The sequence below is a fragment of the Cupriavidus sp. GW823-FHT07B10 genome (assembly GCF_058794355.1).
In genome coordinates, this window is record NZ_JBXAGS010000007.1 from 75,732 (window position 1) to 101,870 (window position 26,139).

General features: G+C 65.6%; 23 protein-coding genes. 12 read left to right on the forward strand and 11 right to left on the reverse strand.

Features of this window, described 5'->3' with window-relative positions:
- Positions 1–92: 92 nt before the first annotated feature.
- From AC1Q6V_RS16895 to AC1Q6V_RS16910, 4 genes are all read right to left on the reverse strand, one after another.
- Positions 93–893: an SDR family NAD(P)-dependent oxidoreductase gene (locus AC1Q6V_RS16895; protein ID WP_454749078.1), complete on the reverse strand. Its 801-nt coding sequence runs from the start codon at positions 891–893 to the stop codon at positions 93–95.
- 42 nt (positions 894–935) lie between these two features.
- Complete coding sequence (locus AC1Q6V_RS16900; RefSeq protein WP_010809273.1) at positions 936–1,490, reverse strand: carboxymuconolactone decarboxylase family protein; 555 nt, start codon at positions 1,488–1,490, stop codon at positions 936–938.
- 140 nt (positions 1,491–1,630) lie between these two features.
- Positions 1,631–3,016: an MmgE/PrpD family protein gene (locus AC1Q6V_RS16905; RefSeq protein ID WP_454749077.1), complete on the reverse strand. Its 1,386-nt coding sequence runs from the start codon at positions 3,014–3,016 to the stop codon at positions 1,631–1,633.
- Between the two features lie 29 nt (positions 3,017–3,045).
- A complete protein-coding gene (locus AC1Q6V_RS16910; protein ID WP_011617246.1) occupies positions 3,046–4,050 on the reverse strand; it encodes a Bug family tripartite tricarboxylate transporter substrate binding protein in 1,005 nt (334 codons plus the stop codon).
- Between the two features lie 215 nt (positions 4,051–4,265).
- Between AC1Q6V_RS16910 and AC1Q6V_RS16915 the strand changes: the two genes are divergently transcribed.
- Positions 4,266–5,153, forward strand: coding sequence for a LysR family transcriptional regulator (locus AC1Q6V_RS16915; RefSeq protein ID WP_010809270.1), 888 nt, complete (start codon positions 4,266–4,268; stop codon positions 5,151–5,153).
- Between the two features lie 28 nt (positions 5,154–5,181).
- Here the strand turns inward: AC1Q6V_RS16915 and AC1Q6V_RS16920 are convergent, their stop codons facing one another.
- The 3 genes from AC1Q6V_RS16920 to AC1Q6V_RS16930 form a co-directional block, all read right to left on the reverse strand.
- Positions 5,182–6,066, reverse strand: coding sequence for an alpha/beta fold hydrolase (locus AC1Q6V_RS16920; RefSeq protein ID WP_010809269.1), 885 nt, complete (start codon positions 6,064–6,066; stop codon positions 5,182–5,184).
- A 296-nt stretch (positions 6,067–6,362) separates the two neighbouring features.
- Positions 6,363–7,340 (reverse strand): Bug family tripartite tricarboxylate transporter substrate binding protein, encoded by a 978-nt coding sequence (locus AC1Q6V_RS16925; RefSeq protein WP_041688106.1) that lies wholly within the window; start codon positions 7,338–7,340, stop codon positions 6,363–6,365.
- 121 nt (positions 7,341–7,461) lie between these two features.
- The gene (locus tag AC1Q6V_RS16930; RefSeq protein WP_010809267.1) at positions 7,462–8,709 is read right to left on the reverse strand and encodes a CaiB/BaiF CoA transferase family protein; all 1,248 of its coding nucleotides are present in this window, start codon (positions 8,707–8,709) and stop codon (positions 7,462–7,464) included.
- A gap of 453 nt (positions 8,710–9,162) precedes the next feature.
- Between AC1Q6V_RS16930 and AC1Q6V_RS16935 the strand changes: the two genes are divergently transcribed.
- Positions 9,163–10,122, forward strand: a complete 960-nt coding sequence (locus AC1Q6V_RS16935) for a Bug family tripartite tricarboxylate transporter substrate binding protein (RefSeq protein WP_454749076.1) — start codon at positions 9,163–9,165, stop codon at positions 10,120–10,122.
- 69 nt (positions 10,123–10,191) lie between these two features.
- Here the strand turns inward: AC1Q6V_RS16935 and AC1Q6V_RS16940 are convergent, their stop codons facing one another.
- The gene (locus AC1Q6V_RS16940; protein WP_010809265.1) at positions 10,192–10,518 is read right to left on the reverse strand and encodes a hypothetical protein; all 327 of its coding nucleotides are present in this window, start codon (positions 10,516–10,518) and stop codon (positions 10,192–10,194) included.
- A 610-nt stretch (positions 10,519–11,128) separates the two neighbouring features.
- Between AC1Q6V_RS16940 and fdnG the strand changes: the two genes are divergently transcribed.
- From fdnG to fdhE, 4 genes are read left to right on the forward strand one after another with little or no spacing between them, the layout of a single operon-like run.
- Positions 11,129–14,218, forward strand: coding sequence for a formate dehydrogenase-N subunit alpha (gene fdnG / locus AC1Q6V_RS16945; protein ID WP_454749075.1), 3,090 nt, complete (start codon positions 11,129–11,131; stop codon positions 14,216–14,218).
- Positions 14,215–15,105, forward strand: a complete 891-nt coding sequence (gene fdxH, locus AC1Q6V_RS16950) for a formate dehydrogenase subunit beta (RefSeq protein WP_010809263.1) — start codon at positions 14,215–14,217, stop codon at positions 15,103–15,105. Before fdnG ends, fdxH begins: the two co-directional genes overlap by 4 nt.
- Positions 15,106–15,118: 13 nt before the next feature.
- Entirely contained in the window at positions 15,119–15,784 is a 666-nt protein-coding gene (locus tag AC1Q6V_RS16955) for a formate dehydrogenase subunit gamma (protein WP_010809262.1), read from the forward strand.
- Positions 15,781–16,644 (forward strand): formate dehydrogenase accessory protein FdhE, encoded by an 864-nt coding sequence (gene fdhE / locus AC1Q6V_RS16960; RefSeq protein WP_010809261.1) that lies wholly within the window; start codon positions 15,781–15,783, stop codon positions 16,642–16,644. Before AC1Q6V_RS16955 ends, fdhE begins: the two co-directional genes overlap by 4 nt.
- A gap of 41 nt (positions 16,645–16,685) precedes the next feature.
- On the opposite strand, the gene AC1Q6V_RS16965 is transcribed toward fdhE, so the two are convergent.
- Positions 16,686–17,264, reverse strand: a complete 579-nt coding sequence (locus AC1Q6V_RS16965) for an NnrU family protein (RefSeq protein ID WP_454749074.1) — start codon at positions 17,262–17,264, stop codon at positions 16,686–16,688.
- A 76-nt stretch (positions 17,265–17,340) separates the two neighbouring features.
- On the opposite strand from AC1Q6V_RS16965, the gene AC1Q6V_RS16970 reads away from it, so the two are divergent.
- Positions 17,341–17,745: a VOC family protein gene (locus AC1Q6V_RS16970; protein ID WP_439671855.1), complete on the forward strand. Its 405-nt coding sequence runs from the start codon at positions 17,341–17,343 to the stop codon at positions 17,743–17,745.
- 102 nt (positions 17,746–17,847) lie between these two features.
- Here AC1Q6V_RS16970 and AC1Q6V_RS16975 read toward each other — a convergent pair whose 3' ends face one another.
- Positions 17,848–19,914 (reverse strand): sensor histidine kinase, encoded by a 2,067-nt coding sequence (locus AC1Q6V_RS16975; protein ID WP_454749073.1) that lies wholly within the window; start codon positions 19,912–19,914, stop codon positions 17,848–17,850.
- Positions 19,887–21,290 carry a sigma-54-dependent transcriptional regulator gene (locus AC1Q6V_RS16980; RefSeq protein WP_010809257.1) on the reverse strand — a complete coding sequence of 468 codons (1,404 nt, stop codon included), beginning with the start codon at positions 21,288–21,290 and terminating at the stop codon, positions 19,887–19,889. The genes AC1Q6V_RS16975 and AC1Q6V_RS16980 overlap by 28 nt, the downstream gene beginning before the upstream one ends.
- A gap of 288 nt (positions 21,291–21,578) precedes the next feature.
- Between AC1Q6V_RS16980 and AC1Q6V_RS16985 the strand changes: the two genes are divergently transcribed.
- The 5 genes from AC1Q6V_RS16985 (at position 21,579) to AC1Q6V_RS17005 (ending at position 26,137) form a co-directional block, all read left to right on the forward strand.
- On the forward strand, positions 21,579–23,009 hold the full coding sequence (locus AC1Q6V_RS16985; RefSeq protein ID WP_010809256.1) for an L-lactate MFS transporter: 1,431 nt from the start codon (positions 21,579–21,581) through the stop codon (positions 23,007–23,009).
- Between the two features lie 43 nt (positions 23,010–23,052).
- A complete protein-coding gene (locus AC1Q6V_RS16990) occupies positions 23,053–23,175 on the forward strand; it encodes an MFS transporter small subunit (RefSeq protein WP_010809255.1) in 123 nt (40 codons plus the stop codon).
- 364 nt (positions 23,176–23,539) lie between these two features.
- On the forward strand, positions 23,540–24,979 hold the full coding sequence (locus AC1Q6V_RS16995) for a cytochrome ubiquinol oxidase subunit I (RefSeq protein WP_492316315.1): 1,440 nt from the start codon (positions 23,540–23,542) through the stop codon (positions 24,977–24,979).
- A 13-nt stretch (positions 24,980–24,992) separates the two neighbouring features.
- Entirely contained in the window at positions 24,993–26,000 is a 1,008-nt protein-coding gene (gene cydB / locus AC1Q6V_RS17000; protein WP_010809253.1) for a cytochrome d ubiquinol oxidase subunit II, read from the forward strand.
- Positions 26,000–26,137 (forward strand): DUF2474 family protein, encoded by a 138-nt coding sequence (locus AC1Q6V_RS17005; RefSeq protein WP_010809252.1) that lies wholly within the window; start codon positions 26,000–26,002, stop codon positions 26,135–26,137. Before cydB ends, AC1Q6V_RS17005 begins: the two co-directional genes overlap by 1 nt.
- Positions 26,138–26,139 lie beyond the last annotated feature (2 nt).

Here is a 26,139-nt window from a genome sequence, read left to right on the forward strand (position 1 = left end):
TAACCGACAACACGGCACGCAGCAATGAGTCATTGCCAGCCGCAGCTTGCAGCCAGCCCAGCGGCGAACGGTCGTCCGACACCGGATGCTGATCAGTCGCAGCGTACGCTCATGCCACCGTCGACCACGATCTCCGTGCCGGTGACGAAGCGCGCCTCGTCGGATGCCAGGAACAGCGCCGCATTGGCGGTATCGCGGCCATCGCCCATGAACCCGAGCGGAATACGTGCCTGGCGCTGGGCCAGCAGTGAGTCGACATCACCGCCCGCACGTTGCCCGGCAAGGCGCGCCTCCACCATGGGCGTATGCATCTGGCCGGGGATCACCGTGTTGACGCGAATGTTCTTCCTGGCGTACTCGACCGCGACCACGCGCGAGAGTTGAATGATTGCCGCCTTGGCCGAGGCGTAGCCGACCTGGGCCGAACCGGTCCAGCGCATGCCCGAAGTCGACGCGGTATTGACGATGGCGCCGCCGCCCTGCCGCTCCATGTGCGGCAGCACGTGCTTGCAGGTCAGGAAGACACTCTTCAGGTTGAAGTTGAGCTGGCGGTCCCAGTCTTCTTCGCTAAGCTGCACCGGGCCCCCCCTGGCCGAGCCGCCGACGTTGTTGACCAGCACATCCACGCGCCCGAAGCGCGCCACGCAGGCATCGACCATGGCCTTGACCGCGGCGGTGTCGGTCACGTCGCACAGGTGCGAGTCAAACTCTGCACCCGCGGCGTCCAGCCGCTCCAGCGTTTCACACATCGCGTCAGCGCTTTTGTCGACGGCAAAGATCTTTGCGCCTTCCTGTGCAAAGCGCACCGCAACGGCGCGGCCATTGCCCCAACCGGGGCCGACGCAACCCGCGCCGGTAACGATGACAACCTTTCCTTCGAGACGGCCAGACATACGGAATCCTTTTGTGTTTCGGGGTAACGGTTTGAACGGAATTCAGGCGCGCACCAGCTCCGGCGCGCTGCCGGCCGGGGGCATGACACCAAAAGCGTTGATCGTCATCGAGATCAGCGTGTAGTAGCCCGCCAGGCCAACGAGGTCCACCACCTGGTCCTTGCCCAGCACCGCCATCGCGCGCTGGTACAGTTGGTCCGGCACATTGCGCGTGGCGTGCAGCACAGTCAGGAACTCATGGATCACGCGCTCATCCTCCTTGACGAAGGCCGGCTCACGGCCGGTGCGGATCGCCTCGACCACGTCTTCGGCCACGCCTGCCTTCAGCGCGATGGGCTTGTGTGCCCACCATTCGAATTCGGACATCCAGATGCGGGCCATCACCAGGATGGCCAGCTCCGACAGCCGCGGCGGCAACGACGAGTCATAGCGGCAGTACTGGCCCAGCGCCTGCGCGCGGTTGGCCAGGCCCGGGCGGTGCAGCCACATCGCAAGCGGCCCGCGAACCTGCCCGCGCGGACCGGCGGCAATGGCCGCGTGGACTTCCTGCTGCTCGGGGGTCAGTTCTTCGGGTTTCAGTGGCTTGAGGCGTTCCATTCGCTTGCGCTCCGTGTCGATGGTCGGAAGCGGAACGCAGGCCAGGGCACCGATGGGGCGCGATGCGACTGGGTCGGCCGGGCTGTCTCCGCTTCATTGTTGGTTTGATGAAAGCTATTCTGGTCGCCGGCATTCCGGCTTCAGGCGACGGATTCGGCGGCGGCGAGGATGTGGCGCACCGGCGTCGTCGCCAGCTTGCCAAATGCGTCGATCAGCACCTCAACCTGCGCGGGCGCAAGCACGTCCGCCGTCAAGGCGCGGAACTTGTCCCGGATGGCTGCCATGCGCGCCGGATTCTCCGCGGAACCCGACGGGTTGGCCTGGTACGCACGCAGCGGCTCACCGTTCTTCGACATCAGCTCCACCCAGCCACAGAAGCTGGCCGGATACAGCGCGTCGAGTTCGGGGTCGCGTACGATCTCGATCGCGTTGGCCAGCGCGATGATCTTCGGATCCGCCAGGCGGGCCTGCCCGAACTGCGCCGGCAGCACCTCGCCATCCAGCAGCGCCACCGCCAGCGCGTAGCGGGCGCTCATCTGCGCGTTCAGCACACTGCCCGGCGCATAGCGGTAGCCGCATTGCACATCGACAACGGCCGGCATGCCGACGCGAATCGGCCCCTGCCCCGCCCAGTCGGCACGCAGCCGCAGCGCACCATCGACATGCGCATGGACACTGCCGCAGCAAGCATAGGGCTTGAAGTTGGTCCGGGGCATGTGCCAGTCGCTGCCCAGCCCTGCCAGCAGCCTTTCCGGTTTGGGCGACTCCGAGAACGCCTTGAGCCAGCCGCCGTCCCCGGTCTCGAACAACTGCGTCGGGCCGGTCAGGCCGCGCGCCGCCAGTTCGGCAGCCATCACGCCGGCCTGAGCGCCGCGCCCCGGATGGAAGCGCTTCGAATCCGCGCCGTCGCAAGCGAACGCAAACAGTCCGCCCGACTGGGTGCCGGCAAGACCCAGCGCCCACGCCGTGCGCTCGGCGTCGAGCCCCAGCATCACCGCCGATGCCGCGGCTCCGCCCAGTGGCGCGCACACGGCGGTCATATGCCATCCCTTCATCCTGGCCAGCGCCGGCTGCAGCGCCAGTGAGCAGCGGATCATGGTTTCGTAGCCGACGGCAATAGCGGTTTCGACCCGCTCGGGCGGCACCTCGAGCGTCTCCGCCAACGCGAACACCGCCGGCAATACGACCGCGCCCAAGTGGACCTTTGCATTATGGAAGTCGTCCAGCTCGTACGCGTGTGCAGCGGCGCCATTGACCAGCGCGGCATCGGCGGCGCGGTACATCCTGCCCCGCCGGCCCCATGCGCGTGCCCCGCCATCGCACGGAGCGAGGTAACCATCGTCGGCCCAGCCACGGATAGCCTGCGACCAGGGCTCGTCATGCCCGGTCAGGCCGGCGCCGAACGTATCCAGCGAGAGTCCGGCGACCGCCTGCCGCACCGCGTCCGACAGGTCGGCGTTGCGGATGCCGGCGATCCATCCGGCGAGCTCCCGGGTGATGGCCATCGATTGCGTTTGTTGATGCATGCTTGCTTGTCCTTGTCCCTGCCCTTCGCTCAATCGATACGGATGCTGGCTGCCTTGACGATGCCCGCGACCTTGTCGATCTCATCCTTGATCACCACCTTGAACTGTTCAGGCGTGGACTGCACGGTTTCAAAGGCCAGTTCGTCGAAGCGCGTCTTAAGACTGGCTTCGCGCACGGCCTTGTTGACCTCCTGCGACAGCTTGCGGGTGATGTCCGCAGGCAGGTTGGCGGGACCCCAGAGCCCGTACCACGACAGCAGCTCGAACCCGGGCAGGCCACTCTCGGCAACGGTCGGCACGCCGGGAAGCTGCGGAATACGCTTGCTGCTGGTGACCGCCAGCACCTTCAGCCGCCCCGCCTTGACGAACGGATATGCGCCTGGCATCGGCGACACCGCCGCCGACACGTGACCGCCCATCACGTCGTTCAACTGCGGCACGGCGCCCTTGTAGGACACGATATCCATCTCCAGCTTGAAGGCGTGGCGGATCATCTCCTCGGCCAGGTGGCTGGTGGTGCCTAGCCCGGAGGTGGCCCAGGTGTAGGTCCGCGGCTTGGCTTTCGCCAGCTTGACCAGGTCGCGCAGCGAGCTGGTGGGGAGGCTGGTGTTGGCGACGACGATCAGCGGCACATGCCCCACCTGTGCGATCGGGGTGAAATCCCTGATGGCGTCGTAAGGGGCGTTCTTCGCGACCAGCGGCAGGTAGACCTGGCTGGAGGCATTGAAGAGCAGCGTATAGCCGTCAGCGGATGCCTTCGCCACCGCTTCGGACCCGATCATGCCCGACGCGCCCGGTCGGTTCTCGATAACGATCGCTTGCCCAAGCTGACGCTGCAGCTGTGCAGCCACCAGGCGCCCGACTGTATCGATCGAGCCGCCCGGGGTGTAAGGGATGATCATCTTGATCGGGCGATTGGGATACGCCTCGCTCGCGAACGCCGCCGGCTGCGATCCGACCATCATGGCCATCATCGCGATCGCGCCGATCCCACCCAGCGCCGCACGCCGCCCTGTTCTGCCTGTCCTGTTCATGGCTGTCTCCTTGGTTTTTGCGCGGTCTCCAAAGGCTTCCGGATCCTTTCGTCCGTATGCCGCCGCGCTATGCAGGCCACTGTAGGGACGGGCCGGCAGACCGTCCAATACTGTTTCGCACCATGAGTTATAGGGCTGGCATATGACACGGCAGCGCGCTACCCCGGGTTGGTTGCGGCTATCCTAGTACCTTGTCCCGCAAGGAAATCAGCACCATGGAACTCCGGCAACTGCTCTATTTCGTGACCGTCGCGGATGAGTTGAACTTCAGCAAGGCGGCGGTGCGGCTGCACATGTCGCAGCCACCGCTCTCCCAGCAAATCAAGGCACTGGAAGACGAGATGGGCGTGGAGCTGTTGGTGCGCAATCGCCGGGAAGTGCGCCTGACCGACGCGGGCCGTGCCTTCCAGGCAGACTGCCGCGCCGTGCTCGAACAGGTGCGCGTAGCCGTGACCACCGCGCGGCGCACGGCGGCCGGCGACATCGGCACACTGCAGATCGGCATGGTGACGTCAGGCATCTTCCATGTGCTGCCTACCATCCTGACGCGCATGGCAGAGCGTTTTCCCGGACTGCATATCGCCGTGACCGACATGGGCTCGGCCGACCAGGCGCATGCCGTGATGCAGGGCAAGCTCGATATCGGCATCGTGCATTCGATCCCGACGCGCAGCGGCCTCGGCAAGACGCCGATCTTCACCGAGTATTTCACTATCGTCGTGCCCGAGGGCCACGAACTCGCCGCAAGGCCGGCGCTGGCGCTCCGCGACCTCGAGGGCGTGCCGCTGGTGGCATTCTCACGTGAGCACGCGCCGGCGCTGTTCGACGGCATGATCGCCTCATGCCTGCATGCCGGCTTCAGTCCCGTCATTGCGCATACGGCGCGCAATCCGCTGACCACTTTCCAGATGGTCAAGCTCGGCCTGGGCGTGGCGCTGGTGCCGCGCTCCTACGCCCGCGCCGGGCTGCCAGGCGTGGTGTTCCGCGAGATCGGCCAGACCGCTGGCCACATCCAGCTCTATGCAATCTGGCGTGAGCAGGCGCCCAGCGATCTGGTCATGCGGGTCGTGAGCGAAGTGATGAGCGAACCGATCGGCTACTAAGCCGCATCACGGCACCGTCATGCCGCCTTCAAGCCACCGTGCTTCGCGCCGGAGACAGCGCAGCCACATAGTCGATGATCGCCGCCACAACCTCGTCCAGCCGCTCCGGCAGCAAGGCATGCGCGGCATCGCGGATGGTGAGGTTGGTCACGCGCTCACCCAGGTAGTCACGCAGCACATTGGCATAGCGCTGCGGTGCAATCACATCGTACTCAGCCTGCACATTCAGGATCGGCACGTTGCCGCCAGCGAAGAAGTCATCGACCGGTGTGCGCTTCTGAGCCAGCGTCTGCATCGTCATCAGCTCCGTGTTCCAGCCTTGCAGCCACGGTGCAGGATCATTGCACGGCGCGAAGAATACGGCGCGCAGGCTTTCCAGGCGCACCGCGTCCGGCAGGCTGGTATCGCCGCAGCGCTCGATCTGGGCGCGTACCTCCGGCGGAATCGGCACGGCATCGACGTCCTTCGGCACCTTGCCCGCCGAGCCGGCCAGCAGGACCAGCGCGCGCACCAGGTCGGGCCGGTCGCTGGCCACGGTGCGGGCGATCCAGTTGCCATGGGCATGCCCGACGATCACGACCGGCGCCTGGCCGGCATGCTCGATCACGGCCGCGATATCGCCTGCCCAGTCGTGCAACGTCTTGTCGGCAAGCGGGCCGACGCTGCGGCCATTGCCGCGCGGCTCCGGGCAGAGCACGCGATAACCGGCAGCCGCAAGCGGCTCGGCCAGTTCCAGCATGTCAGTTGCGCCGCGGCCGAGCGACGGCAGCAAGACGATGGCCGGGCCGGCACCCAGCTCGTAGACCTCGATGGAGATCGCCGCCGAGCGCGTTACTTCATAGCGCCGGACTGCGCTCTGCTTGTCGCCGGCGTGCGATGTTGCCTGCGCTTGCTGCTCGGTGTTGCCTGGCATGGCCTGGTCTCCTCAGTGTGCTGGTCAGGACAACGGCGTCCTGCACCTTGTGCGCACCACTGTACCGAGGCCATTATTTAAATTCCAATATGGAATCTGACTGAGAGTTATAGGGCTGGCGTGCAACAAGCAAGCCCTGGAGAACGCGCAGAAGGCAAACGGATTGAAGAGCAAATGAGAAGTGTCGGGGGAAGACTCCTGGTAGCCCGTGGCACCCACTTCCCGCGGCGAAGGCCACTCCAACCTCGCCAACTGGCACCGGGCACGCCATTGCAGCGTGCCCGGCTTGCAGACGCTTACTCGACCGCGATGCCTTTCTCGCGGATCACCTTGCCCCACTTGGAATAGTCCTGCTGGATGCGCTGGCCCATCTGCGCCGGCGCCTGGTAGTTGGCAATGGCGCCGGCCTTCAGCAACTTGTCCTGTACATCCTTGTCGGCCAGGATCTTGCCGACCTCGCCCGACACGCGGTCCACCACCTCCTTGGGCGTTCCCGGCGGCGCCAGCAGGCCGCCCCAGGAAACGGCGTCGTAGCCCTTGAAGCCTTGCTCGGCAATGGTCTTGACGTCCGGCAGCATGCTCACGCGCTGCGGCGAGCCGACCGCGATGGCGCGCAGCTTGCCCGCCTGGATGTGCGGCAGCGCGGCGACGAGGTCGGCGTACATGATCGGGACCTGGCCACCGAGGGTGTCGCTGATGGCGGGCACACCGCCCTTGTAGGGCACGTGCTGCATCTCGAAGCCGCCCATCTGCTTGAGCAGCTCCATACTCAGGTGGCCGAAGCTGCCCGCGCCGGAGCTGGTGTAGTTGAGCTTGCCCGGCTGTGCCTTGGCCTGTGCGATCAGCTTGGGCAGGTCGGTCACGTTGGGCAGCAGCGTCGGGTTGACCACCACCACGATCGGCAGGTCATAGACGGTGGCCACGGGCGTGAAGTCCTTGGTCGTGTCGTAGCCCGCTTTCTTGTACAGGTGCGGCGCCAGCAGCGTGGGCGTGGCCAGCATCATCAGCGTGTAGCCGTCAGGCGCGCTCTTGGCTACCTGCGCGGCAGCGATGGAACCCGATGCACCGGCGCGGTTCTCGACCACGACGGGCTGCTTCAGGCGCTCGGCCAGCTTCTGGCCGACGATGCGCGACGCCGTATCCGTGGGCCCGCCCGGCGGGAACGGCACGACAAGCTTGATCGGCTTGCTGGGCCAGGATTGCGCGAAAGCGCTGCCGGCGAGCAGCGGCACTGCGGCCAGGGCCAGAATGGCACGACGCCGGGAGTGGACCATACGGGTGAAATTTCGAGTGCGCACGATGTTGTTCCAGTTTGAATCAGTGCAAGGGAACCCAAGCCCCCCTTGCCGGGCAGGGCTGCGCGGACGCCCATGAGCGTCCGCGCGGCGCGAATACTCAGGCTTGCTGAGGTGCCTCGGGCAGCGTCAGCACGCCGCGGGCCTGCAGGTCCTGCAACTGCTCATCGCTCATCTGCAGCAGGTTCTGCAGTACCGCCCGCGTGCCCTCGCCCAGCGTGGGCGGCGCGTTGCGGATCGGCAGGCGCTGGCCATCCAGACGATATGGGGGCGCGAACACGTGCGTGCTGCCTGCCACGGGATGGGGCATCTCGCGCAGCAGACCGCCCTCGCGGGTCCGTTCGCTGGTCAAAGCCTCGTGCAGTCCCGCCACCTTGCCGCAGGGAATGCCGCAGGCGGTCATGCGCTCGAGCAGCAGGTCGCGCGCAAAGCTGCGGATCAGGCCCGTGATCAGCGGGGTCAGCGTCTCGCGGTTTCTGGCGCGCTCCACATTGGTGGCATAGCGCGGGTCCTCGACGATGTCCGGACGCTCGATGACCTGGCGGCAGAACTTGTCGAACTGGCTGTTGTTGCCCACCGCGATGATCAGCGGGCCATCGGCGGACTCGAACATGCCATAGGGCACGATGGACGGATGGGCATTGCCATAGCGGGCGGGGTCGCGCCCGAGCAGCATGGCGTCCAGGCCGTAGTAGCCGGTGACCATCAGCCCGCAGTCGTACAGCGCCATCTCGATCAGCTGGCCCTTGCCCTTGCGCTCGCGGCGGAACAAGGCAGCCAGCACCGCCTGCGCGGCATACATGCCGGTCATCAGGTCCACCACGGCTACGCCGAACTTCAGCGGCGGCGTGTCGGCTTCGCCGTTGAGCGCCATGAGGCCGGCCTCACCCTGGATCACCAGATCGTAGCCGGGACGCTTGGCCTCGGGGCCGCTGGTGTTGTAGCCGGAAACCGCGCAGTAGATCAGCTCGGGCTTGATCGCCTTGAGCTGTTCGTAGCCAAGGCCCAGCTTCTCGGCCCCGCCGGTCTTGAAATTGTGGATGACCACGTCGAACTGCGGCAGCAGGTCGTAGACAATCTGCACGCCTTCCTTGCTCTGCAGATCCAGCGTGATGGACCGCTTGTTGCGGTTCATGCTGTTGTAGTAGGTGGTCTCGGTCTTGCCGATGCGCATGCCCCAGTCGCGCGTGTCGTCGCCGCGGCCGGGGTGTTCCACCTTGACCACCTCTGCGCCGAAATCGGCCAGTACCTGGCCACACAGCGGCCCCGCAAACACGCGCGACAAGTCGAGTACGCGCACGCCCTCAAGCGGGAAATCGATGCCTTGGGATTGATCAGGCGTCTGCATTGTTGGTCTCCATGGGCTGTTTCGAGGCACGAGCCGTCTGTGAATAATCGTAGCTTATGTCGGGCTGGCGTCACGCGATGCCGGCAGGGCTGCCACATAGCGCAGCACGCTGGATGGCGCGTGCCGGAATCCCGAACGTCGGTACCGGCGATGAAGACTCAGCGCATCGCCGACGACGGCGCGACAGAAGGAAGCAGAAGCTCTTCCTCGGGCGTGAAAGGTCCCCATCGCGGTCAGCCTAGCATTCTTGCTTGGATAAATGCGCTATACAATCCCTCTTCACATTGACAAAATGTTCAATAAAATTTGACAGTTGATCCTGGGGGCGGGCGAAGCGCGGTGCGCGCCCAGGCATTTGACCCATAACATCGATATTAGACGCGCGCGTCACCTTGCCCTCTTCCGGGATCCGGGCGCCTCGTCACACACCGACAATCATTCGAGGAGATTCCGTTGAAGCCGTCGAGCAAACACATTGTTGCGCTGCTGCTGGCCGTCGCCAGCACCGCCCACGCCGCCTATCCGGACCGCCCTATCAAGCTGATCGTGCCGTTCCCGCCCGGACAGGCCACTGACATCTTCGCGCGCGCCCTGGCCGAGAGGCTGGGCAAGCAGCTAGGCCAGTCAATCGTGGTGGAAAACCGCGCCGGCGCCGGCGGCAACATCGGCATGGAAGTGGCCGCGAAAGCCCCGGCAGACGGCTACACGCTCGTCATGGGCGGCAGCGCGATGGCCATCAACCAGACGCTGTACAAGAAGACCAATTACGATCCGCGTCAGGACTTCGCGCCGATCTCGGGTGTGTTCTCGGTGCCGCTGGTGTTCCTGGCTACGCCACAATCGGGCTTCACGTCATTGCGCGACCTGATCGCCAAGGCCAAGGCCGCACCGGGCAAGTACAGCTATGCCAGCGCTGGCATCGGCGGCACGCAGCACCTGTCTGCCGAGATGCTCAAAGCGCAGACCGGCGTGTTTATCGTGCATATTCCCTACAAGGGCAGCGGCCCCGCGCAGGCGGATTTCCTGGGCAACCAGATTCCGCTGATGGTCGATTCCGTGACCGCCGCCCTGCCGCTGATCCAGACCAGCAAGGCCGTGCCGCTTGCTGTAACAACGTCAAAGCGCGTGCCGCAGTTGCGGTCGGTGCCAACCGTGCGTGAGGAAGGCGTACCGGGTTTCGAAGCGCTTGGATGGGCGGTGATGATGGCGCCCGCGGGCACGCCGCCGGCAATCGTCAATCAGCTCAATGCGGAGACGGTGAAGGCACTGCAATCGCCCGAACTGCACAAGTTCATTGCGGATCGCGGGTCGGAGCCGATGCCGATGACTCCGGTTGAGACGGGGAAGTTTGTGGATAGCGAGATTCGGAAGTGGGCGACAGTCGTGAAGCGGTCGGGCGCAACGGCGGATTGAGGGGGCGAAGTGGTCGCCCATGCGCCATTCCTGGCGTCGCAGCCGGATGCCAGCCCAGCCGGTCGCCGCTTACAGCGGCCCGGGCAGCGTCTTCAGGCCGACCCAGAGCACCACGATGACAACATTGACCGGCACGCAGAGCGCTCCGGGCACGTAGAAGAGTGCTGACAGCGCAGGCGCGGACAGCACCAACTCCACCACGCTACCGAGCCCATAGCAGCAGACACCGCACCAGAGCCAGCGCCGCATGTAGGTTAGCAGCCAATGCGCGCGCGCCTTGTTGAAATGCCAGGCGAGGGCTCGTTCAGCGCGGTTGCCCTTGCTGGCGTCCCGGTACAGCCAGCCGAAGAAGAAGTAGCGGTACAGCAGGGCGCGAAATGTCAGCTCTTGCGTCATCACTCATCTGGCCTCTGCCAGCCCATGGAGTGCAAAGATCTTCAAGCCCTCGCCGCATGCAGGAATGCCAGCGGCACAGGCCAATTGCCGTTCTGTTCAATATCATTGGTAGAAACGGCCAGCATGGAAGTCAAGCGTGACGCTTCCTTGGGGCATGAGCCGCCCGCGCCGAACCGGACTTTCCCCTATTTGGAGTAATCGGCCGGTCGTGCTACGCTCCTCAGCGAGCGATACCCGTCCCGACGTCGTGCCCCGGTGGGGCCGCGCATCTGCAGGGCAATCCGCAGGGCGTTTCGGGCTCATTCTCATCGCTTATCCAAATTAGTCTGCATTCGAACCTGAGCGGCATTTCTCCGCTCGTGGAGCCGTGCGCGCGGAAAACCGGCACGGATGACGTCGCGTCGTGACCGGCGCCGCGACGTCATTTGTGGTTGGTCATCCTCTTGCGCATGCACCTCAGGGACGTGCCGGACGGGGCATCTCCGTGATCGATCGCGATCCGGACGCCCCGAGGATACGTGCGCCCAAATGAAGCTGCGGGTCTCGGATGCGATCGCCCCCACCCCTGGCAGCAGGGATGGGCGGAAGAAGAAATGACGATGAGACCACGATGACCTACACCACCAATATCGGACGTCGGCAGTTCCTCAAGATCCTTGGCTTTGGATCTGTTGCCGTCTCGGCCTCGGCGCTGGGCCTGGGTACTGCCTGGGCGCAGGCGCCTGCCGGCGTGCGCCCCTACAAGCTGCTGCGTGCGAAAGAGACGCGCAACAACTGCACCTATTGCTCGGTCGGGTGCGGCCTGCTGATGTATTCGCTGGGTGACGGCGCCAGGAACGCGAAGCCCCGCATCTTCCACATCGAGGGGGATCCCGATCACCCGGTCAGCCGTGGTTCGCTCTGTCCCAAGGGCGCCGGGCTGCTGGACATCGTCCATTCGAAGAACCGGTTGCAGTATCCGGAATATCGCGCGCCGGGATCAAAGGAGTGGGTGCGCATCAGTTGGGACGATGCGACCAGGCGCATCGCCCGCCTGCTGAAGGACGACCGTGACAAGAACTTCATCGCGAGCAACGACAAGGGCCAGCTGGTCAACCGCTGGCTCAGTTCGGGCATGCTCGCCTCGTCGGCGGCATCTAACGAAACCGGGGTTCTCGACTTCAAGTTTGCCCGATCGTTGGGCATGCTGGCGCTGGACTGCCAGGCGCGCCTGTGCCACGGGCCAACGGTTTCGGCGCTGGGGCCGTCCTTCGGGCGCGGCGCGATGACGAATCACTGGGTGGACATCAAGAACGCCAATGTCGTCATCGTCATGGGCGGCAACCCGGCCGAGGCCCATCCGGTCGGCTTCAAGTGGGTGATCGAGGCCAAGATCAGGAACAAGGCCAAGGTCATCGTCATTGATCCGCGCTTCAACCGCACCGCCTCGGTTGCCGATATCTTCTCGCCGATCCGGGCGGGGTCGGACACGGCATTCCTGATGGGCATGGTCAACTGGCTGCTGCAGCACGACAAGATCCAGCACGACTATGTACGCGCGTACACCAACGCGTCGCTGATCGTACGCGAGGATTTCGGCTTCGACGAAGGGTTGTTCTCGGGCTTCGATCCGCAGAAGCTCGTCTACGACAAATCCTCCTGGAACTATGAGCTGGACGCGGCGGGGAACGCGAAACGCGATCCCTCGATGCGCCATCCGCGCTGCGTGCTGAGCCTGCTGAAGCAGCACGTGTCACGCTACACGCCCGAGAAGGTCGAGGAGATCACCGGCGTCCGCAAGGCCGACTTCCTGCAGATCGCCGAGATCGTCGGCTCGTGCTCGGCGAAGGACAAGACCCTGACCTGGCTTTACGCACTCGGCTGGACGCACCACACCGGTGGCGCGCAGATCATCCGCGGCGCCGCGATGATCCAGCTGCTGCTGGGCAATGTCGGTATGTCCGGCGGCGGCGTCAATGCGCTGCGCGGGCATTCCAATATCCAGGGCTATACCGACCTTGGCCTGCTGTCAGTGCGACTGCCGGGCTACATGGACCTGCCCACCGACAGGCAGCAGACCCTGAAGCAATACCTGGCCGATGCCACGCCCAAGGCCGTGCTGCCCGATCAGGTGAACTACTGGAAGAACCTGCCCAAGTTCTTCGTCTCACTGCAGAAGAACCTGTTCGGCAAGCATGCCACTGCGGAAAACAACTGGGCCTTCGACCTGCTGCCGAAATGGGACCGCAGCTACGACATGCTGGCCTATTTCGACCTGATGTACGAGGGCAAGGTCAACGGCTATGTCGTCCAGGGGTTCAACCCGCTGGCGGCGATGCCTGACAAGAACAAGACCTCGGCCGCGCTGTCGAAACTGAAGTTCCTCGTGGTCATCGACCCGCTGGTGACCGAGACCTCCAACTTCTGGCGCAACGAAGGCAAGTTCAACGACGTCAAGACCGAAGAGATCATGACCGAGGTCTTCCGGCTGCCGTCGAGCTGCTTTGCCGAGGAAGACGGGACGGTCGTGAACTCCGGCCGCTGGCTGCAATGGCACTACGCGGGCCAGCAGCCGCCGGGCGAGGCGCGTCATGACCCGGCCATCCTCGGCGGCATCATGATGGAGCTGCGGCGGCTCTACGAGAAGGAAGGCGGCGCCTGCCCGGAACAGGTGCTGCACATGACCTGGGACGAGGCGACCTATCACGATCCGCACAGCCCGCATCCCGAGGAAATGGCCAAGGAAGCCAATGGCTACGCGCTGGCAGACGTGTTCGACGAGACCGGCAAGAAGATCCTGCGCAAGGGCCAGCTGCTGGATTCGTTCGCCCAACTGCGCGACGACGGCACCACCTCAAGCTACTGCTGGATCTTCGCCGGTTCCTGGACCGAGGCGGGCAACCAGATGGCCAGGCGCGACAACACCGACACCGGCCTGGGCAACACGCCGGGCTGGGCCTGGTCGTGGCCCGCGAACCGCCGCATCCTCTACAACCGCGCCTCGATGGACGAGATGGGGAACCCCTGGGACCCCAAGCGCCAGATCCTGCATTGGAACGGCGAGAAATGGGTGGGCGCTGACGTGCCCGACTTTCCGCTCACTGCGGCGCCCGGCACGCCCGTCGGCCCCTTCATCATGCTGCCCGAAGGCGTCGGGCGCCTGTTCTCCGTCGGCGGCATGACCGACGGCCCCTTCCCCGAGCATTACGAGCCGGTTGAAAGCCCGATCGCCAAGAACCCCCTGCACGACAAGGTCACGCACAACCCGACCGCCCGCATCTTCCAGAACGATGCGCAGCGGATGGGCAACCGCACCGAGTTCCCCTATGTCGCCACGACCTATTCCATCACGGAACTGTTCCGCCACTGGACCAAGCACTCGCACCTGAACGCCATGCTCCAGCCCGAGCAATTCGTCGAGATCGGCGAAAAGCTGGCCGCGGACAAGGGCATCGCGCATGGCGACACAGTGAAGATCACAACCAAGCGCGGCCATATCACTGCCAAGGCCGTGGTGACCAAGCGCATGCGCACGCTCCGGGTGGCCGGGCAGGCGGTCGATCAGATCGGCATCCCCTGCCATTGGGGCTTCGAGGGGGCGACCCGCAAGGGCTATCTCGCCAACACGCTTGCGCCCGGTGTCGGCGACGCCAATTCGCAAACGCCGGAATTCAAGGCATTCCTTGTAAACATTGAAAAAGTGGCGGGAGCGCAAGCATGAACTCGCAGAACATCATCCGTAGCTCGGCCTCGTCGGAGCTGACACCCGCCCCTCGTATCCGCGACCATCAGATGGAAGTGGCCAAGCTGATCGACGTGTCGATCTGCATCGGCTGCAAGGCGTGCCAGGTCGCCTGCAACGAATGGAACGACCTGCGCGGCGACGTGCAGGAGAATGTCGGCGTCTACGACAATCCGCGCGACCTGTCGCCCAACACCTGGACCCTGATGCGCTTCACCGAGCATGAGGACCAGGCGGGCAAGCTGGAATGGCTGATCCGCAAGGACGGCTGCATGCATTGCGAGGATCCCGGCTGCCTGAAAGCCTGCCCGGCGCCGGGCGCCATCGTCCAGTACGCCAACGGCATCGTCGACTTCCAGTCCGACCTGTGCATCGGCTGCGGCTATTGCGTCGCGGGCTGCCCCTTCGACGTGCCGCGTATTTCCAAGCTGGACAACAAGGCCTACAAGTGCACGCTGTGCTCGGACCGCGTCTCGGTCGGGCAGGAGCCTGCCTGCGTCAAGACCTGCCCGACCGGCGCCATCGCCTTTGGCTCGAAGGCAGAGATGCAATCCCTTGCCGGCGAGCGCGTGGCCGAGTTGAATGAGCGCGGCTATGCCAGGGCCGGCCTGTATGACCCGGCGGGGGTCGGCGGCACCCACGTGATGTATGTGCTGCAACATGCCGACGACCCGAAGCGTTACGCGGGCTTGCCGAAGGACCCGGAGATCAGCTCGGTGGTCTCCGGCTGGAAGGATGGCCTGAAACCCGTAGCCGGCTTCGTCGGCGCGGCGGCGGTCGTGGGCATGGCCGCGCATTTCATGGCGGTCGGCCCCAACATCACCGAATCAGACGAACACGACGCCCCGACTGACGGCGCAGCATAAGCGGAGACCGGAAATGGCGACCAACAACGACAGGATTCTGCGCACGAAATTCGCCGAGCGGCTGTGTCACTGGGCGATCGTGCTCTGCTTCTTCCTTGCGGCGGTTTCGGGAATCTCGTGGTTCTTCCCGACGGTGAGCTGGCTGAGCGGCTTCCTTGGCACGCCGCAGATGGCACGGCTGCTCCACCCGTTCCTGGGCATCGCGGTGTTCGCGGGGCTGTGCTACATGTTCTGGCGCTTTGTCGGCCACAACATGCCCGCGCGCACCGACGCGATCTGGTTCCGCCGCGCCAGGGAAGTGCTGCTGAACCAGCATGGTGGCGAACCGCTGCAGATCGGCAAGTACAACGCCGGCCAGAAGGTGCTGTTCTGGCTCATTATGGCTTCGATCCTGGCCCTGCTGGTCTCCGGCCTGATCATGTGGCGCGCCTATTTCGCCGAGTATTTCCCGATTCCCGTGCTCCGCCTGGCGATCCTGGCCCATTCCGTCGCGGGGATCGGCCTGATCCTGCTGATCGTGGGCCACATCTATCTGGCGATCTGGGTCCGCGGCTCGATCACCGGCATGGTGACGGGCTACGTCTCGCGCGCCTGGGCCAGGCAGCACCATGACCGCTGGTATGGCGAGTTGCAGGCAAAGGAGTCGAAAGCGGCGCAAGCGAAGGGGAACGAGGCATGAACCAGCATCAGGCCACGCCGGGAACACTGCCATCGGACGAGGCCTCCCGGCATTTCACGCCGCTGATCCAGCCAGACCTTGCCGGTCTTTACAGCCGCCGCGCCGCACGCCTGCGCGCGCTGGCCGAAGGGCACGACCTTGCCGATTACCTGCGCCTGGCCGCCCGCGTGGCCGAGGTGCAGGCATCGCTTGTGGCCGAGGCCGATGTGTCCGCCCCGGCAGACGCCAGGGCCATCCCGCAGGAGGGGCATTGGGGCGCCCTGCTTGATCGGTTGATCGAGCGGCTCGCGCACGATGTTCCCGCCCCGGTCGCCCCGCATCTTGCGGCGCTGCGCGCCCTCCCTGCGGATGCGCGCCTTGGCGCCGCCCAGGCGCTGACCGAGGGCCGCTTTGATGCGGTGCCGGCGGCAATCGCGCCCTTCCTCTGGGCTGCGCTCTCGCTGCAATGTGCCAGCGCCGCGCGGGCGGCGCCCGTGCCCGACAGCGGCCCGGCCGAGCACGCATCCTGCCCGGTCTGCGGCACTGCCCCCGTGGCAAGCCTGATCCTGATCGGCGACCGCCAGGGCATGCGCTATCTGCATTGCGCGCTCTGCGAGAGCCAGTGGCACATGGTGCGGGCGAAATGCACCAACTGCGGCGAAGCCTCGGAGCTTGACTACCTCAGCTTCGACACCGCCGAAGCTACGGTGCGCGCCGAAAGCTGCGGGGTGTGCCACGGTTACCTGAAGGTGATCTCACTGGAACGCGACCCGCAGGCCGAGGCCGTGGCCGATGACCTTGCCTCCCTGGCGCTGGACGATGCTGTGACGGCGGAGGGCTATCAACGGACCGGGTTTAATCCCTTTGCGCTGCCGGGATGAGGCGCTGCCCGACCTGTCCTGCTGACGACCAGATTCTTCGCCTATCCGAACGCCCGCACGCCAGTCATCCATTCGTGAAGCACGAATCCGAACAGCACCCAGCCTGCCAGCCCGACGACCGCCACCATCGCATCGCGCGCAGGTGTCCCGGCCGGGTAGCTGGTTCCTGCTTCCCGGTCCCGCCGGCGCGCTGACACGAAGTCCGCCACCGCCCACGCCAGGAACGCGCCAAACAGCACCACTGCCGCGAGTGTTCGGTTGGCAAGAAGGTGCCCCAGGGCCCAGGCCTGCACGCCTGCCAGCATCGGATGGCCAAGCGCAGCCTTGATGCGGTTGCGAGGCACATAGGCCGCCGCAATCAGCACAAAGGCCGGGATCGTGAGCAATGCAGCAACGTGCCGCCCCCACACCGGCGCCGTCCAGGCCATCACAGGATCCGCGCTGGCCAGGCCGTAGCCCCAGACAACCAGCGCCAGGCCGGCAATCGAAACCAGGGTGTACAAGCCTTTCCAGCGACGGGGGCCGAGCCTGGCAATCTGCGCGGTGCGCCATGGGTCGGCAACCATGCGTACCGAGTGCGAACCCAGAAAAATGAGCAATCCCAAAACCAGTACCGTCATGCTGCTACCCCTTTCTCTAGCGCCCGTCCCACGCCTAAGCTAGTCACAGGTCCAGCCTTGACCAGGAGGGTTTCCCATGCTTCAGAACAGTGACGTCGCGGCCAGGATTCCTGCGCAAGACCTCGCGCGAGCGAGATCCTTCTACTCGAGCAAGCTCGGTCTTGAGCCAGTTGAGGAACGGCCCGGCGGCCTGCGCTACAAGTGCGGCAACAGCTACTTCGTACTTTTCGAGTCGGCTGGCTCGGCCTCTGGCAATCACACACAAATGGCCTGGGAGGTCGATGACATCCAGGCAACCGTTAGCGAGCTGCTGCAGCTGGGAGTCGTGTTCGAAGAATACGATCTTCCCGGCCTCAAGACCATCAATGGGATCGCCGAGGTCCAGGGGAACTACCCGTCCAAGGGTGGCCTGGGCGAGAAAGGTGCCTGGTTCAGAGACAGCGAGGGCAACCTCCTTGCCATCGGGCAACCGATCAGTTGAGTCGATCGGCCTGATTGAACTGCTCCTTCGGACCGTGCACCGCGCTGCATCACCCTGGCTTGGAAGGCTTGGTGCTCTCACGTGGGCCGCCAACATGCCATGTCATGGCACGCCGCCGCCCGCCCCTGCCTGCGCCGGGGCCGCCCCGTCCTCGCGCAGCCAGACAATAAACTCCGCCCCCTGCCCCACCGCGCTCTCCACGGTAATGCGGCCGCCGTAGCGCTCCACCAGCGCATAGCTGATGGAAAGCCCGAGGCCCGTCCCCATCTGCTTCTTGGTCGTGAAGAACGGATTGAACAGGTTGGGCACGTCTTCTTCCCGGATGCCGTGCCCGGTGTCGCGCACATGCAGCGTCACGCCCTGCCCGTCCCAGTCGCGCGTGCCGAGCGTGAGCGTGCCGCCCTCGGGCATGGCGTGGATGGCATTGGTCAGCAGGTTGACCACCACCTGCTGCAGCTCGCTGCGGCTGATGCGCACCTGCCGCGTGGCCCGGCAGTCCAGCTCGACCCGGATCGACGCGCCCTTCAGCATGTGCTGGACCAGGTCGACGCAGCCAGTCGCCACCTCGCCCGCATCCAGGCGCTCCATATTGCCCGCGTAGGCCTCTGGCCGGACAAACTGCAGCAGCCGGTTGGTCAGCAGGTGGATACGCCGCACCTGCTCGTCGATCAGCCTCAGCTCGTGCCGGACTGGCTCGGCAGCCGGGCCAAGAATCTCGCGCGCCACGTCCAGGTTGCCCTGGATGACGGCGATCGGATTGTTGATCTCATGTGCCACGCCCGCCGTAAGGTGCCCTGCGACGACGAGCTTCTCCGACGTGATCAGCTGCTGCCGGGTGGCACGCAGCTCGGCGTTTGCGTCCTCCAGCTCGCGCGTGCGCTCGGCCACCTTGCGATCGAGCGAGTCCGCCCAGTCCCTGAGCTGGTCATTGCGCTGCCGCAGGGCCGACAGCAGCTGGTCGAACTGGCTGGCGAGCTGGCCGAGCTCGTCTTCGCTGCGCACCGGGCCCACGCGCGCATCGGCGTCGCCCGCCTTCAGCGCCTGCATGGTGCCGACCATCCGCGCCATCGGCGCGAACACGCGCCTGGCCCAGAACAAGGCCAATAACGACCCCGCCACGCCCAGCAGCAGGAACAGGCCCACCAGGACCCCAAAAGCCAGGTTCTTCACCTGGCCGATGGGCCTGGCAAGATAGCCAACATAGAGCATGCCGATCCGCTCGCCGCGGCTGTCCACGATCGGCTCATAGGCGCTCATGTACCAGTCGCTGACCACGAACGCCAGGTCCAGCCATTTCTCGCCGCGCAGCAGCACCTTGTCGCGCACCTCGCGGGAGACCCGCGTTCCCAGGGCGCGCTCGCCATGGAACAGCCGAACGTTGGTGGCAATGCGCGTGTCGTCCAGGAACAGGGTCGCCGTGCCCTCGCTGCCACGAGGCAGCGATTCCGGCTGGTAGACCAGCGCGTTGATCGTGTCGATGAAGCCGAGGTTGTGGTTCAGCAGCGTGCCGCCATGCAGGATCGCCACCAGCGTTCCCGCCTGGTCAAATACCGGTGCGGCTGCGTGCATCACCATGCCGCGGCTTTCCTGGGTCCTGTCGGTCGGCGCTGCGTTGGCGGTGGGGCGTAGCGCCACCTGTGCGCGTCGGGCAAGCTCGCCGGAAACCGCGGCCAGTTGCGTGGCAGACCATACGTCGGTGGCGGCGTCCGTGCGGCCGGCGGCGGCGCTGGCCACCACGCGCCAGGCTGCGTAATCCGCCCCTGCCGCACCGGCAGGCGCAGCGGCAAGCAGCCGCCCTTGCGGATCGAGCAACTGCAGGAAATCGAGCCCATGCGTGCGCCGCGCGTCAGCCAGGATCCCGGGCATGGCGCCGCCGCGGCGAAGTCCGTCCACCAGCGCATATGACCTCGCCTCCTGCAGGACACGGTCGCCCACGCCGCCCACCATATGCTCGAAATACTCGTGGGCGACCAGCAGGTCGCTGTTGACCTTGTAGGCAAGCAAGGCCTGGAACGCGCGATTGCCCCACAACCCCATGATCAGCAGCAGCGCCAGCAGCGCCACCAGCAGGGGCGCGACCACGATGGATACAAGCTTGGCCCGCAGCGAGGCGCGATAGTGGCGCAGCAGCGCAGCCGGGCTCAAGGACGCAGGCCCCACTGCAGGCATTTGCGGTCCAGCGTGCGGCGCGAGATGCCAAGCCGGCGCGCCGCTTCCACCCGGTTGCCGCCCTCGGCCGCCAGCACCTGCAGGATGTGCCGCCGCTCCACCGACTCCAGCAGGGTGCCGTCGTCGGCCGGCATGGCTGCATCCTCGCGCTCTTCCTCCGGAAGGTTGGCTTGAGCCGGATCGGCCTGGTGCGCGAGCAGCTCGACCGGGTATTCGCCAAGGATCAGCGCCCGCTCCACCAGGTTGCGCAGTTCGCGCGCATTGCCTGGCCAGTCGTAGCCCTTGAGCACCCGGATCAATGAGGGCGACAGCGGCACCGCCGGCAGCCCGAGCTGGGCCGACAGCTGCTCCGAGAAATGCTCGGCCAGCGGCACGATGTCTTCCGGCCGCGTGCGCAACGGCGGGATGGCTACGGACACGACATCGAGTCGGTAGAACAGGTCCTGGCGGAAGCGCCCGGCGGCGACCTCGTTGGCCAGGTTGCGGTTGCAGGCCGCGACGATGCGCACATCCACGGCAATCTCGCGCTCGGTGCCGAGCGGCCGGATGCGCCGGTCCTCGATCACCCGCAACAGCTTGGCCTGCATCGGCAGCGGCAGCTCCGAGATCTCGTCCAGGAACAGCGTGCCGCCGTCGGCATAGAGAAACAGGCCATGGCGCCCGCCGGCCGCGCCGGTGAAGGCCCCCTTGGCGTGGCCGAACAATTCGCTTTCGATGATCTCGGGCGCCATCGCGCCGCAGTTGAGCGGCACGAACTGGCCCTGCCGTCCGCTCAGGCGATGCAGCTCGCGCGCCACCACTTCCTTGCCGGTGCCGGACTCGCCCGTCACCAGTACCGTCGATGGCATCGGTGCCACCCGTGCCACCAGCGCCATGACCTTCTTCATCGCTTCGGACTCGCCGATGAAGTGCTTGTGGATGGTGTACTTGTCCAGCTCGCGGCGCAGCAGGTAGTTCTCGCGCGTGAGCCGGGTCCGGTCGAAGCAGCGCCGGATCGCATTGAGCATCTGGTCGACCCGGAACGGCTTGACGATGAAGTCCGCGGCGCCCGAGCGCAGCGCGGCAATCGCCGTGTCCATGTCGGCGAAGGCCGTCATCAGGATCACGTCGGCGGGGTTGCCGGCCGCGCGCAGTGCCTTGAGCCACTCCATCCCGCTGGCACCGGGCAGCGCCACATCGAGCAGGATCAGGTCGAAATGCCGTTGCTCCAGCAGCGCGGCACCCGCTTCGGCGCTGTCGGCCGTCACCACGCTGCCCACCTTGCCTTCGAGCGCGCGCGACAGGAACGAACGCATGCCGGCCTCGTCGTCCACCACCAGGATCGTGCGACGCTGCCAGTTGTCGGCATCGGGCGGGTTGCTTTGTCTTTCGCTCATCACTTTAGTTGTTGCGGGGCAAGGGAAGAGTCTAGCGACAGTCGGCCACCCGGCTGTATTGGGAATTAAACCGAGCCGGCCGCCGCACATGGACATTTTGGCGCGGGCAAGGGGCCTCCGTCCGGACATTTTGTCCAAGGCTGCACCCCGGCGCGCGGGGCCGCGCGACGCAATCCATTGACGACAAAGGGATTGCGCCTTGGGCATGGCTTTTGCTGAACCACGCACTCCAGCCCGTCGCATCACGCGCAAAAAAGAGGCTGCCACTTCCAGGTAGGAGACACCTTCATGTCATACCCCGCGCAAGCGCAAACGCCCTCGCAGAAGTCCCAGCACGCGTCGCCGTCCCGGCCAGCATCACGCCCGTCGGCCTTCTCCAAGGAGGCCATCATCGCCCGCCCCGGCTTCAACCGCTGGATGGTGCCGCCGGCCGCGCTGGCGGTGCACCTGTGCATCGGCCAGGCCTATGCCTTCTCGGTCTTCAACGAGCCGCTGACGCGGATCCTCGGCGTCACGCAGTCCGCGCCGGGCGACTGGCAACTGACCACGCTGGGCTGGGTGTTCTCGCTGGCGATCTTCTTCCTCGGCATCTCTGCCGCCTTTGCCGGCAAGTGGCTGGAGAAGGTCGGGCCGCGGCGCACCATGTTCACGGCCGCGTGCTGCTTCGGCGGCGGCTTCCTGGTTTCGGCGCTGGGCATCTGGCTGCACCAGATCTGGCTGCTATACCTGGGCTACGGCGTGCTGGGCGGGATCGGGCTGGGGCTGGGCTACGTGTCGCCGGTGTCCACGCTGATCCGCTGGTTCCCCGACCGCCGCGGCATGGCCACCGGCATGGCGATCATGGGCTTCGGCGGCGGCGCGATGATCGGCGCGCCGCTGTCGGTCGCGCTGATGAACTACTTCAAGAGCGCGACCAGCGCGGGCGTGGCTCAGACCTTCCTGGTGATGGGCGTGATCTACTTCATCTCGATGTCGATCGGGGCGCTGGCCATCCGCATCCCGGCCCCGGGCTGGGCGCCCCCGGGCTACGTACCCACCACCAAGGCCCGCAAGATGGTCACGCACGCCAACGTGCACATCGACCAGGCGCTGAAGACGCCGCAATTCTACCTGCTGTGGGTGATCCTGTTCCTGAACATCACCGCCGGCATTGGCGTGCTGGGCCAGGCTGCGGTGATGATCCAGGAAACCTTCAAGGGCAGCATCACTGCGGCAGCCGCCGCCGGCTTCGTCGGCCTGCTCAGCATCGGCAACATGACGGGGCGCTTCCTGTGGAGCTCCGCCAGCGACTACTTCGGCCGCAAGATCACCTATGCCATCTTCTTCGCCTTCGGCGCCGCGTTGTACATGGCGGTGCCGGCCGTCGGCTCGTCCGGCAACGTGGCCCTGTTCGTGGTCTGCTACTTCCTGATCCTGACCATGTATGGCGGCGGCTTCAGCACCATTCCCGCCTACCTGGCGGACATGTTCGGCACGGCCTACGTCGGCGGCATCCATGGCCGCCTGCTGACCGCCTGGGCCGCCGCCGGCATTGCCGGCCCGGCGCTGGTCAACTACATCCGCGAGCACAAGCTGGCCATGGGTGTACCCAGGTCAGAGGTCTATGTCGACACCCTGCACATCATGGCCGGCCTGCTGGTGGCGGGGTTCGTCTGCAACCTGCTGATCCGGCCGGTGCATGAGCGCCACCACCTGCGCGAAGCCACCAGCGCAGCCTGAGCGCCACCCCGGCTTCCGATACCAATACACAGGAGACACCACCGTGCAAGACGACCGTACTTTCGGCAAGACGCTGCTGCTGCTCGCGTTCTGGGCATACGTGCTGATCCCGCTGGGCGCGGGGATCTGGTCGACCCTCGGCAAGGCCATGAAGCTGTTCAGCTGAGCGCTCGCGCCGGCCGTCCGCTGCGTCCTGATCCATCTTCGCAGCGCACACCCGAGAGCCTCCTGACTGGTGCCGCGGGATCCTGTCGCATGACTGTGATCCCGCGCAATCGCGTCATCTGTACCGGTGGCGCGAAGTGCCTGGCAAGCGCTGCTTCCGGCCTGAAGAACTGAGCTTGAACGGTTCCGCAAGAACTGTATCCCTAGCGGGCAGGCTGTAGTCCTTACGCTTGTCCATGGTGTCCTGTCCCGCAATTGACCCGATATGAAATCGCCCAGTTGCCCGCCATGCGTCGTTGCGGGACCGGACACAGTCTCGCGCGACACGCCGTCGTGCCGGCGGCCACCCCACGGAGAGCACATCGATGTACGGACTCACAGCCCTGGAACTCGCTCGAATCCAGTTCGGATTCACGGTTTCCTTCCACATATTATTTCCCGCCATCACGATCGGGCTGGCATGTTTCCTGGCGTTCCTGGAAGCACGCTGGCTCTACACCAAGGACACGGTGTACAGGACCCTGTACCAGTTCTGGATCAAGGTCTTCGCGTTGAACTTCGGCATGGGGGTCGTTTCCGGCCTGGTCATGGCCTATGAGTTCGGCACCAACTGGTCCGGCTTCTCGCAGTTTGCGGGGAGCGTCACCGGACCGCTGCTGACCTACGAGGTGCTGACCGCCTTCTTCCTGGAAGCGGGCTTCCTGGGCGTGATGCTGTTCGGCTGGAATCGGGTCGGGCCGGGGCTGCACTTCTTCTCGACGGTGATGGTGGCGCTCGGCACCATGATTTCCTCCACCTGGATCCTGGCATCGAACAGCTGGATGCATACGCCGGCCGGCTACGTCATCGTTGCCGGCAAGGTGGTGCCGACCGACTGGCTCGAGGTGATCTTCAACCCGTCGTTCCCCTACCGCCTGGCGCACATGGTGATCGCCGCGCTGCTGTCGACGGCACTGTTCGTGGCGGCATCCTCGGCCTGGCAGCTGCTGCATGACCGCGCCGTGCCCGCCGCCCGCAAGATGCTGTCGATGGCGCTGTGGATGGTGCTGATCGCGGCGCCGATCCAGGCGGTGGTGGGCGACGCCCACGGCCTGAACACGCTGGAGCACCAGCCCGCCAAGATCGCTGCGATGGAGGGGCACTGGAACACCGCGGCCAAGGATGACAAGGGCGGCTTCCCGCTGATCGTCTTCGGCATCCCCGACATGGAACGCGAGGAAACCCGCTACGCCATCGAGATTCCGCGCCTGGGCAGCCTGATCCTCACGCACAGCCTTGACGGCCAGATCCGTGGCCTGAAGGACTTCCCCAGGGAAGACCGCCCCAATGCCACAGTGCTGTTCTTCACCTTCCGCATCATGGTTGGCCTGGGGGTGGCGATGATCCTGTTCGGCCTGCTGGGCTGGGTGCTGCGCCGCAACGGCGCGCTGTACCGGTCCAAGGCCTTCCTGCGCCTCGCGGTGGTGATGGGCCCCGCCGGGCTGGTCGCGCTGCTGGCCGGCTGGATGACCACCGAGATCGGCCGCCAGCCGTGGGTGGTCTATGGACTGCTGCGTACCCATGATGCCGTTTCCGCGCATGCGGCCGGCCCGGTGGCGCTGTCGCTGGCACTGTTCGTGGTGATCTACTTCGTCTGCTTCGGCGTGGGCATCCGCTACATGCTCAAGCTGGCCAGCGCCGGCCCCGCCCCCGACGCGCACCCGCACGAAGAGCCGTCCTACGGCCCCGGCAGCGTCGTCCCCGCCGCCATCGCCGCGGCTTCCACACCCAACCCGATGGCCCCGCACGGCCAGCGCGAATCCTGAACAGGTGATCAACATGGGTATCAACCTTCCCGTTATCTGGGCCGCCCTGATCTTCTTCGGTGTGATGATGTACGTCATCATGGACGGATTCGATCTTGGCATCGGCATTCTCTTTCCCTTCGTCGGCGACCGTCATGACCGCGACGTCATGATGAACACGGTGGCCCCGGTCTGGGACGGCAACGAAACCTGGCTGGTGCTGGGCGGCGCGGCGCTGCTGGGCGCCTTCCCGCTGGCCTACTCGGTGCTGCTCAGCGCCTTCTACCTGCCGCTGATGTTCATGCTGATGGGGCTGATCTTCCGCGGCGTGGCCTTTGAATTCCGCTTCAAGGCCAGCGACCGCAGCCGCCCGTACTGGGATGCCGCGTTCACGTGGGGATCGGTGCTCGCCGCCTTCTTCCAGGGCGTGACACTGGGCGCCTATATCGACGGCATCGCCATGGAAGGCGCCACCTTCACCGGCGGCGCGCTCGACTGGCTGGCGCCGTTCCCGGTCTTCTGCGGCGTGGGCGTGGTGATCACCTATGCCTTCCTCGGGGTCACCTGGCTCATCATGAAGACCGAGGGCCGCCTGCAATGGACCATGCTGCGCGTGACCAACGTGCTGACCGGCGTGATGCTGGCAATGGTCGCCGCGGTGAGCGTGTGGACGCCGCTGACCCATCCGGAGATCGCGCAACGCTGGTTCGCGCTGCCCAACCTGTTCTTCTTCCTGCCGGTGCCGCTGCTGGTGCTGTTCTCGGCCTTCGGCATCTACCGGTCCCTGCGCAAGCACCCGAACGTGTCGCCGTTCCTGTACGCGCTGCTGATGATCTTCATGGGCTATACCGGGCTTGCCATCAGCATCTGGCCCAATATCATCCCGCCGTCGATCTCGATCTTCGATGCGTCGTCGCCCCCGCAAAGCCAGGGCTTCGCGCTGGTCGGCACCCTGTTCATCGTGCCGATCATCCTGGCCTACACCTCCTGGTCCTATTACGTGTTTCGCGGCAAGGTCAAGCGCGGGGAGGGGTACCACTGATGGCCAGGATCCCGCAATCGCGGCTGGCGGCCCGCCTGGGCTGGCTGCTGGCGCTGTGGCTGGCGGGGGTCGGCACCGTCTTCGTCTGCGCCAGCCTGATGAAGCTGCTGATGCGGGCAGCCGGGCTTGCCAACTGAAG

Excerpts from the sequence above, each read along its gene's own strand:
- fdnG (WP_454749075.1), top strand. The coding sequence starts at position 11,129 with ATGACCTACACCACCAATATCGGACGTCGGCAGTTCCTCAAGATCCTT.
- AC1Q6V_RS16955 (WP_010809262.1), top strand. The coding sequence starts at position 15,119 with ATGGCGACCAACAACGACAGGATTCTGCGCACGAAATTCGCCGAGCGG.
- AC1Q6V_RS16980 (WP_010809257.1), bottom strand. The coding sequence starts at position 21,290 with ATGAGCGAAAGACAAAGCAACCCGCCCGATGCCGACAACTGGCAGCGT.
- AC1Q6V_RS16910 (WP_011617246.1), bottom strand. The coding sequence starts at position 4,050 with ATGAACAGGACAGGCAGAACAGGGCGGCGTGCGGCGCTGGGTGGGATC.
- cydB (WP_010809253.1), top strand. The coding sequence starts at position 24,993 with ATGGGTATCAACCTTCCCGTTATCTGGGCCGCCCTGATCTTCTTCGGT.
- AC1Q6V_RS16995 (WP_492316315.1), top strand. The coding sequence starts at position 23,540 with ATGTACGGACTCACAGCCCTGGAACTCGCTCGAATCCAGTTCGGATTC.
- AC1Q6V_RS16925 (WP_041688106.1), bottom strand. The coding sequence starts at position 7,340 with ATGGTCCACTCCCGGCGTCGTGCCATTCTGGCCCTGGCCGCAGTGCCG.
- AC1Q6V_RS16985 (WP_010809256.1), top strand. The coding sequence starts at position 21,579 with ATGTCATACCCCGCGCAAGCGCAAACGCCCTCGCAGAAGTCCCAGCAC.
- AC1Q6V_RS17005 (WP_010809252.1), top strand. The coding sequence starts at position 26,000 with ATGGCCAGGATCCCGCAATCGCGGCTGGCGGCCCGCCTGGGCTGGCTG.
- AC1Q6V_RS16900 (WP_010809273.1), bottom strand. The coding sequence starts at position 1,490 with ATGGAACGCCTCAAGCCACTGAAACCCGAAGAACTGACCCCCGAGCAG.
- AC1Q6V_RS16940 (WP_010809265.1), bottom strand. The coding sequence starts at position 10,518 with ATGACGCAAGAGCTGACATTTCGCGCCCTGCTGTACCGCTACTTCTTC.
- fdhE (WP_010809261.1), top strand. The coding sequence starts at position 15,781 with ATGAACCAGCATCAGGCCACGCCGGGAACACTGCCATCGGACGAGGCC.
- AC1Q6V_RS16920 (WP_010809269.1), bottom strand. The coding sequence starts at position 6,066 with ATGCCAGGCAACACCGAGCAGCAAGCGCAGGCAACATCGCACGCCGGC.
- AC1Q6V_RS16905 (WP_454749077.1), bottom strand. The coding sequence starts at position 3,016 with ATGCATCAACAAACGCAATCGATGGCCATCACCCGGGAGCTCGCCGGA.
- fdxH (WP_010809263.1), top strand. The coding sequence starts at position 14,215 with ATGAACTCGCAGAACATCATCCGTAGCTCGGCCTCGTCGGAGCTGACA.
- AC1Q6V_RS16965 (WP_454749074.1), bottom strand. The coding sequence starts at position 17,264 with ATGACGGTACTGGTTTTGGGATTGCTCATTTTTCTGGGTTCGCACTCG.
- AC1Q6V_RS16895 (WP_454749078.1), bottom strand. The coding sequence starts at position 893 with ATGTCTGGCCGTCTCGAAGGAAAGGTTGTCATCGTTACCGGCGCGGGT.
- AC1Q6V_RS16930 (WP_010809267.1), bottom strand. The coding sequence starts at position 8,709 with ATGCAGACGCCTGATCAATCCCAAGGCATCGATTTCCCGCTTGAGGGC.
- AC1Q6V_RS16970 (WP_439671855.1), top strand. The coding sequence starts at position 17,341 with ATGCTTCAGAACAGTGACGTCGCGGCCAGGATTCCTGCGCAAGACCTC.
- AC1Q6V_RS16975 (WP_454749073.1), bottom strand. The coding sequence starts at position 19,914 with ATGCCTGCAGTGGGGCCTGCGTCCTTGAGCCCGGCTGCGCTGCTGCGC.
- AC1Q6V_RS16915 (WP_010809270.1), top strand. The coding sequence starts at position 4,266 with ATGGAACTCCGGCAACTGCTCTATTTCGTGACCGTCGCGGATGAGTTG.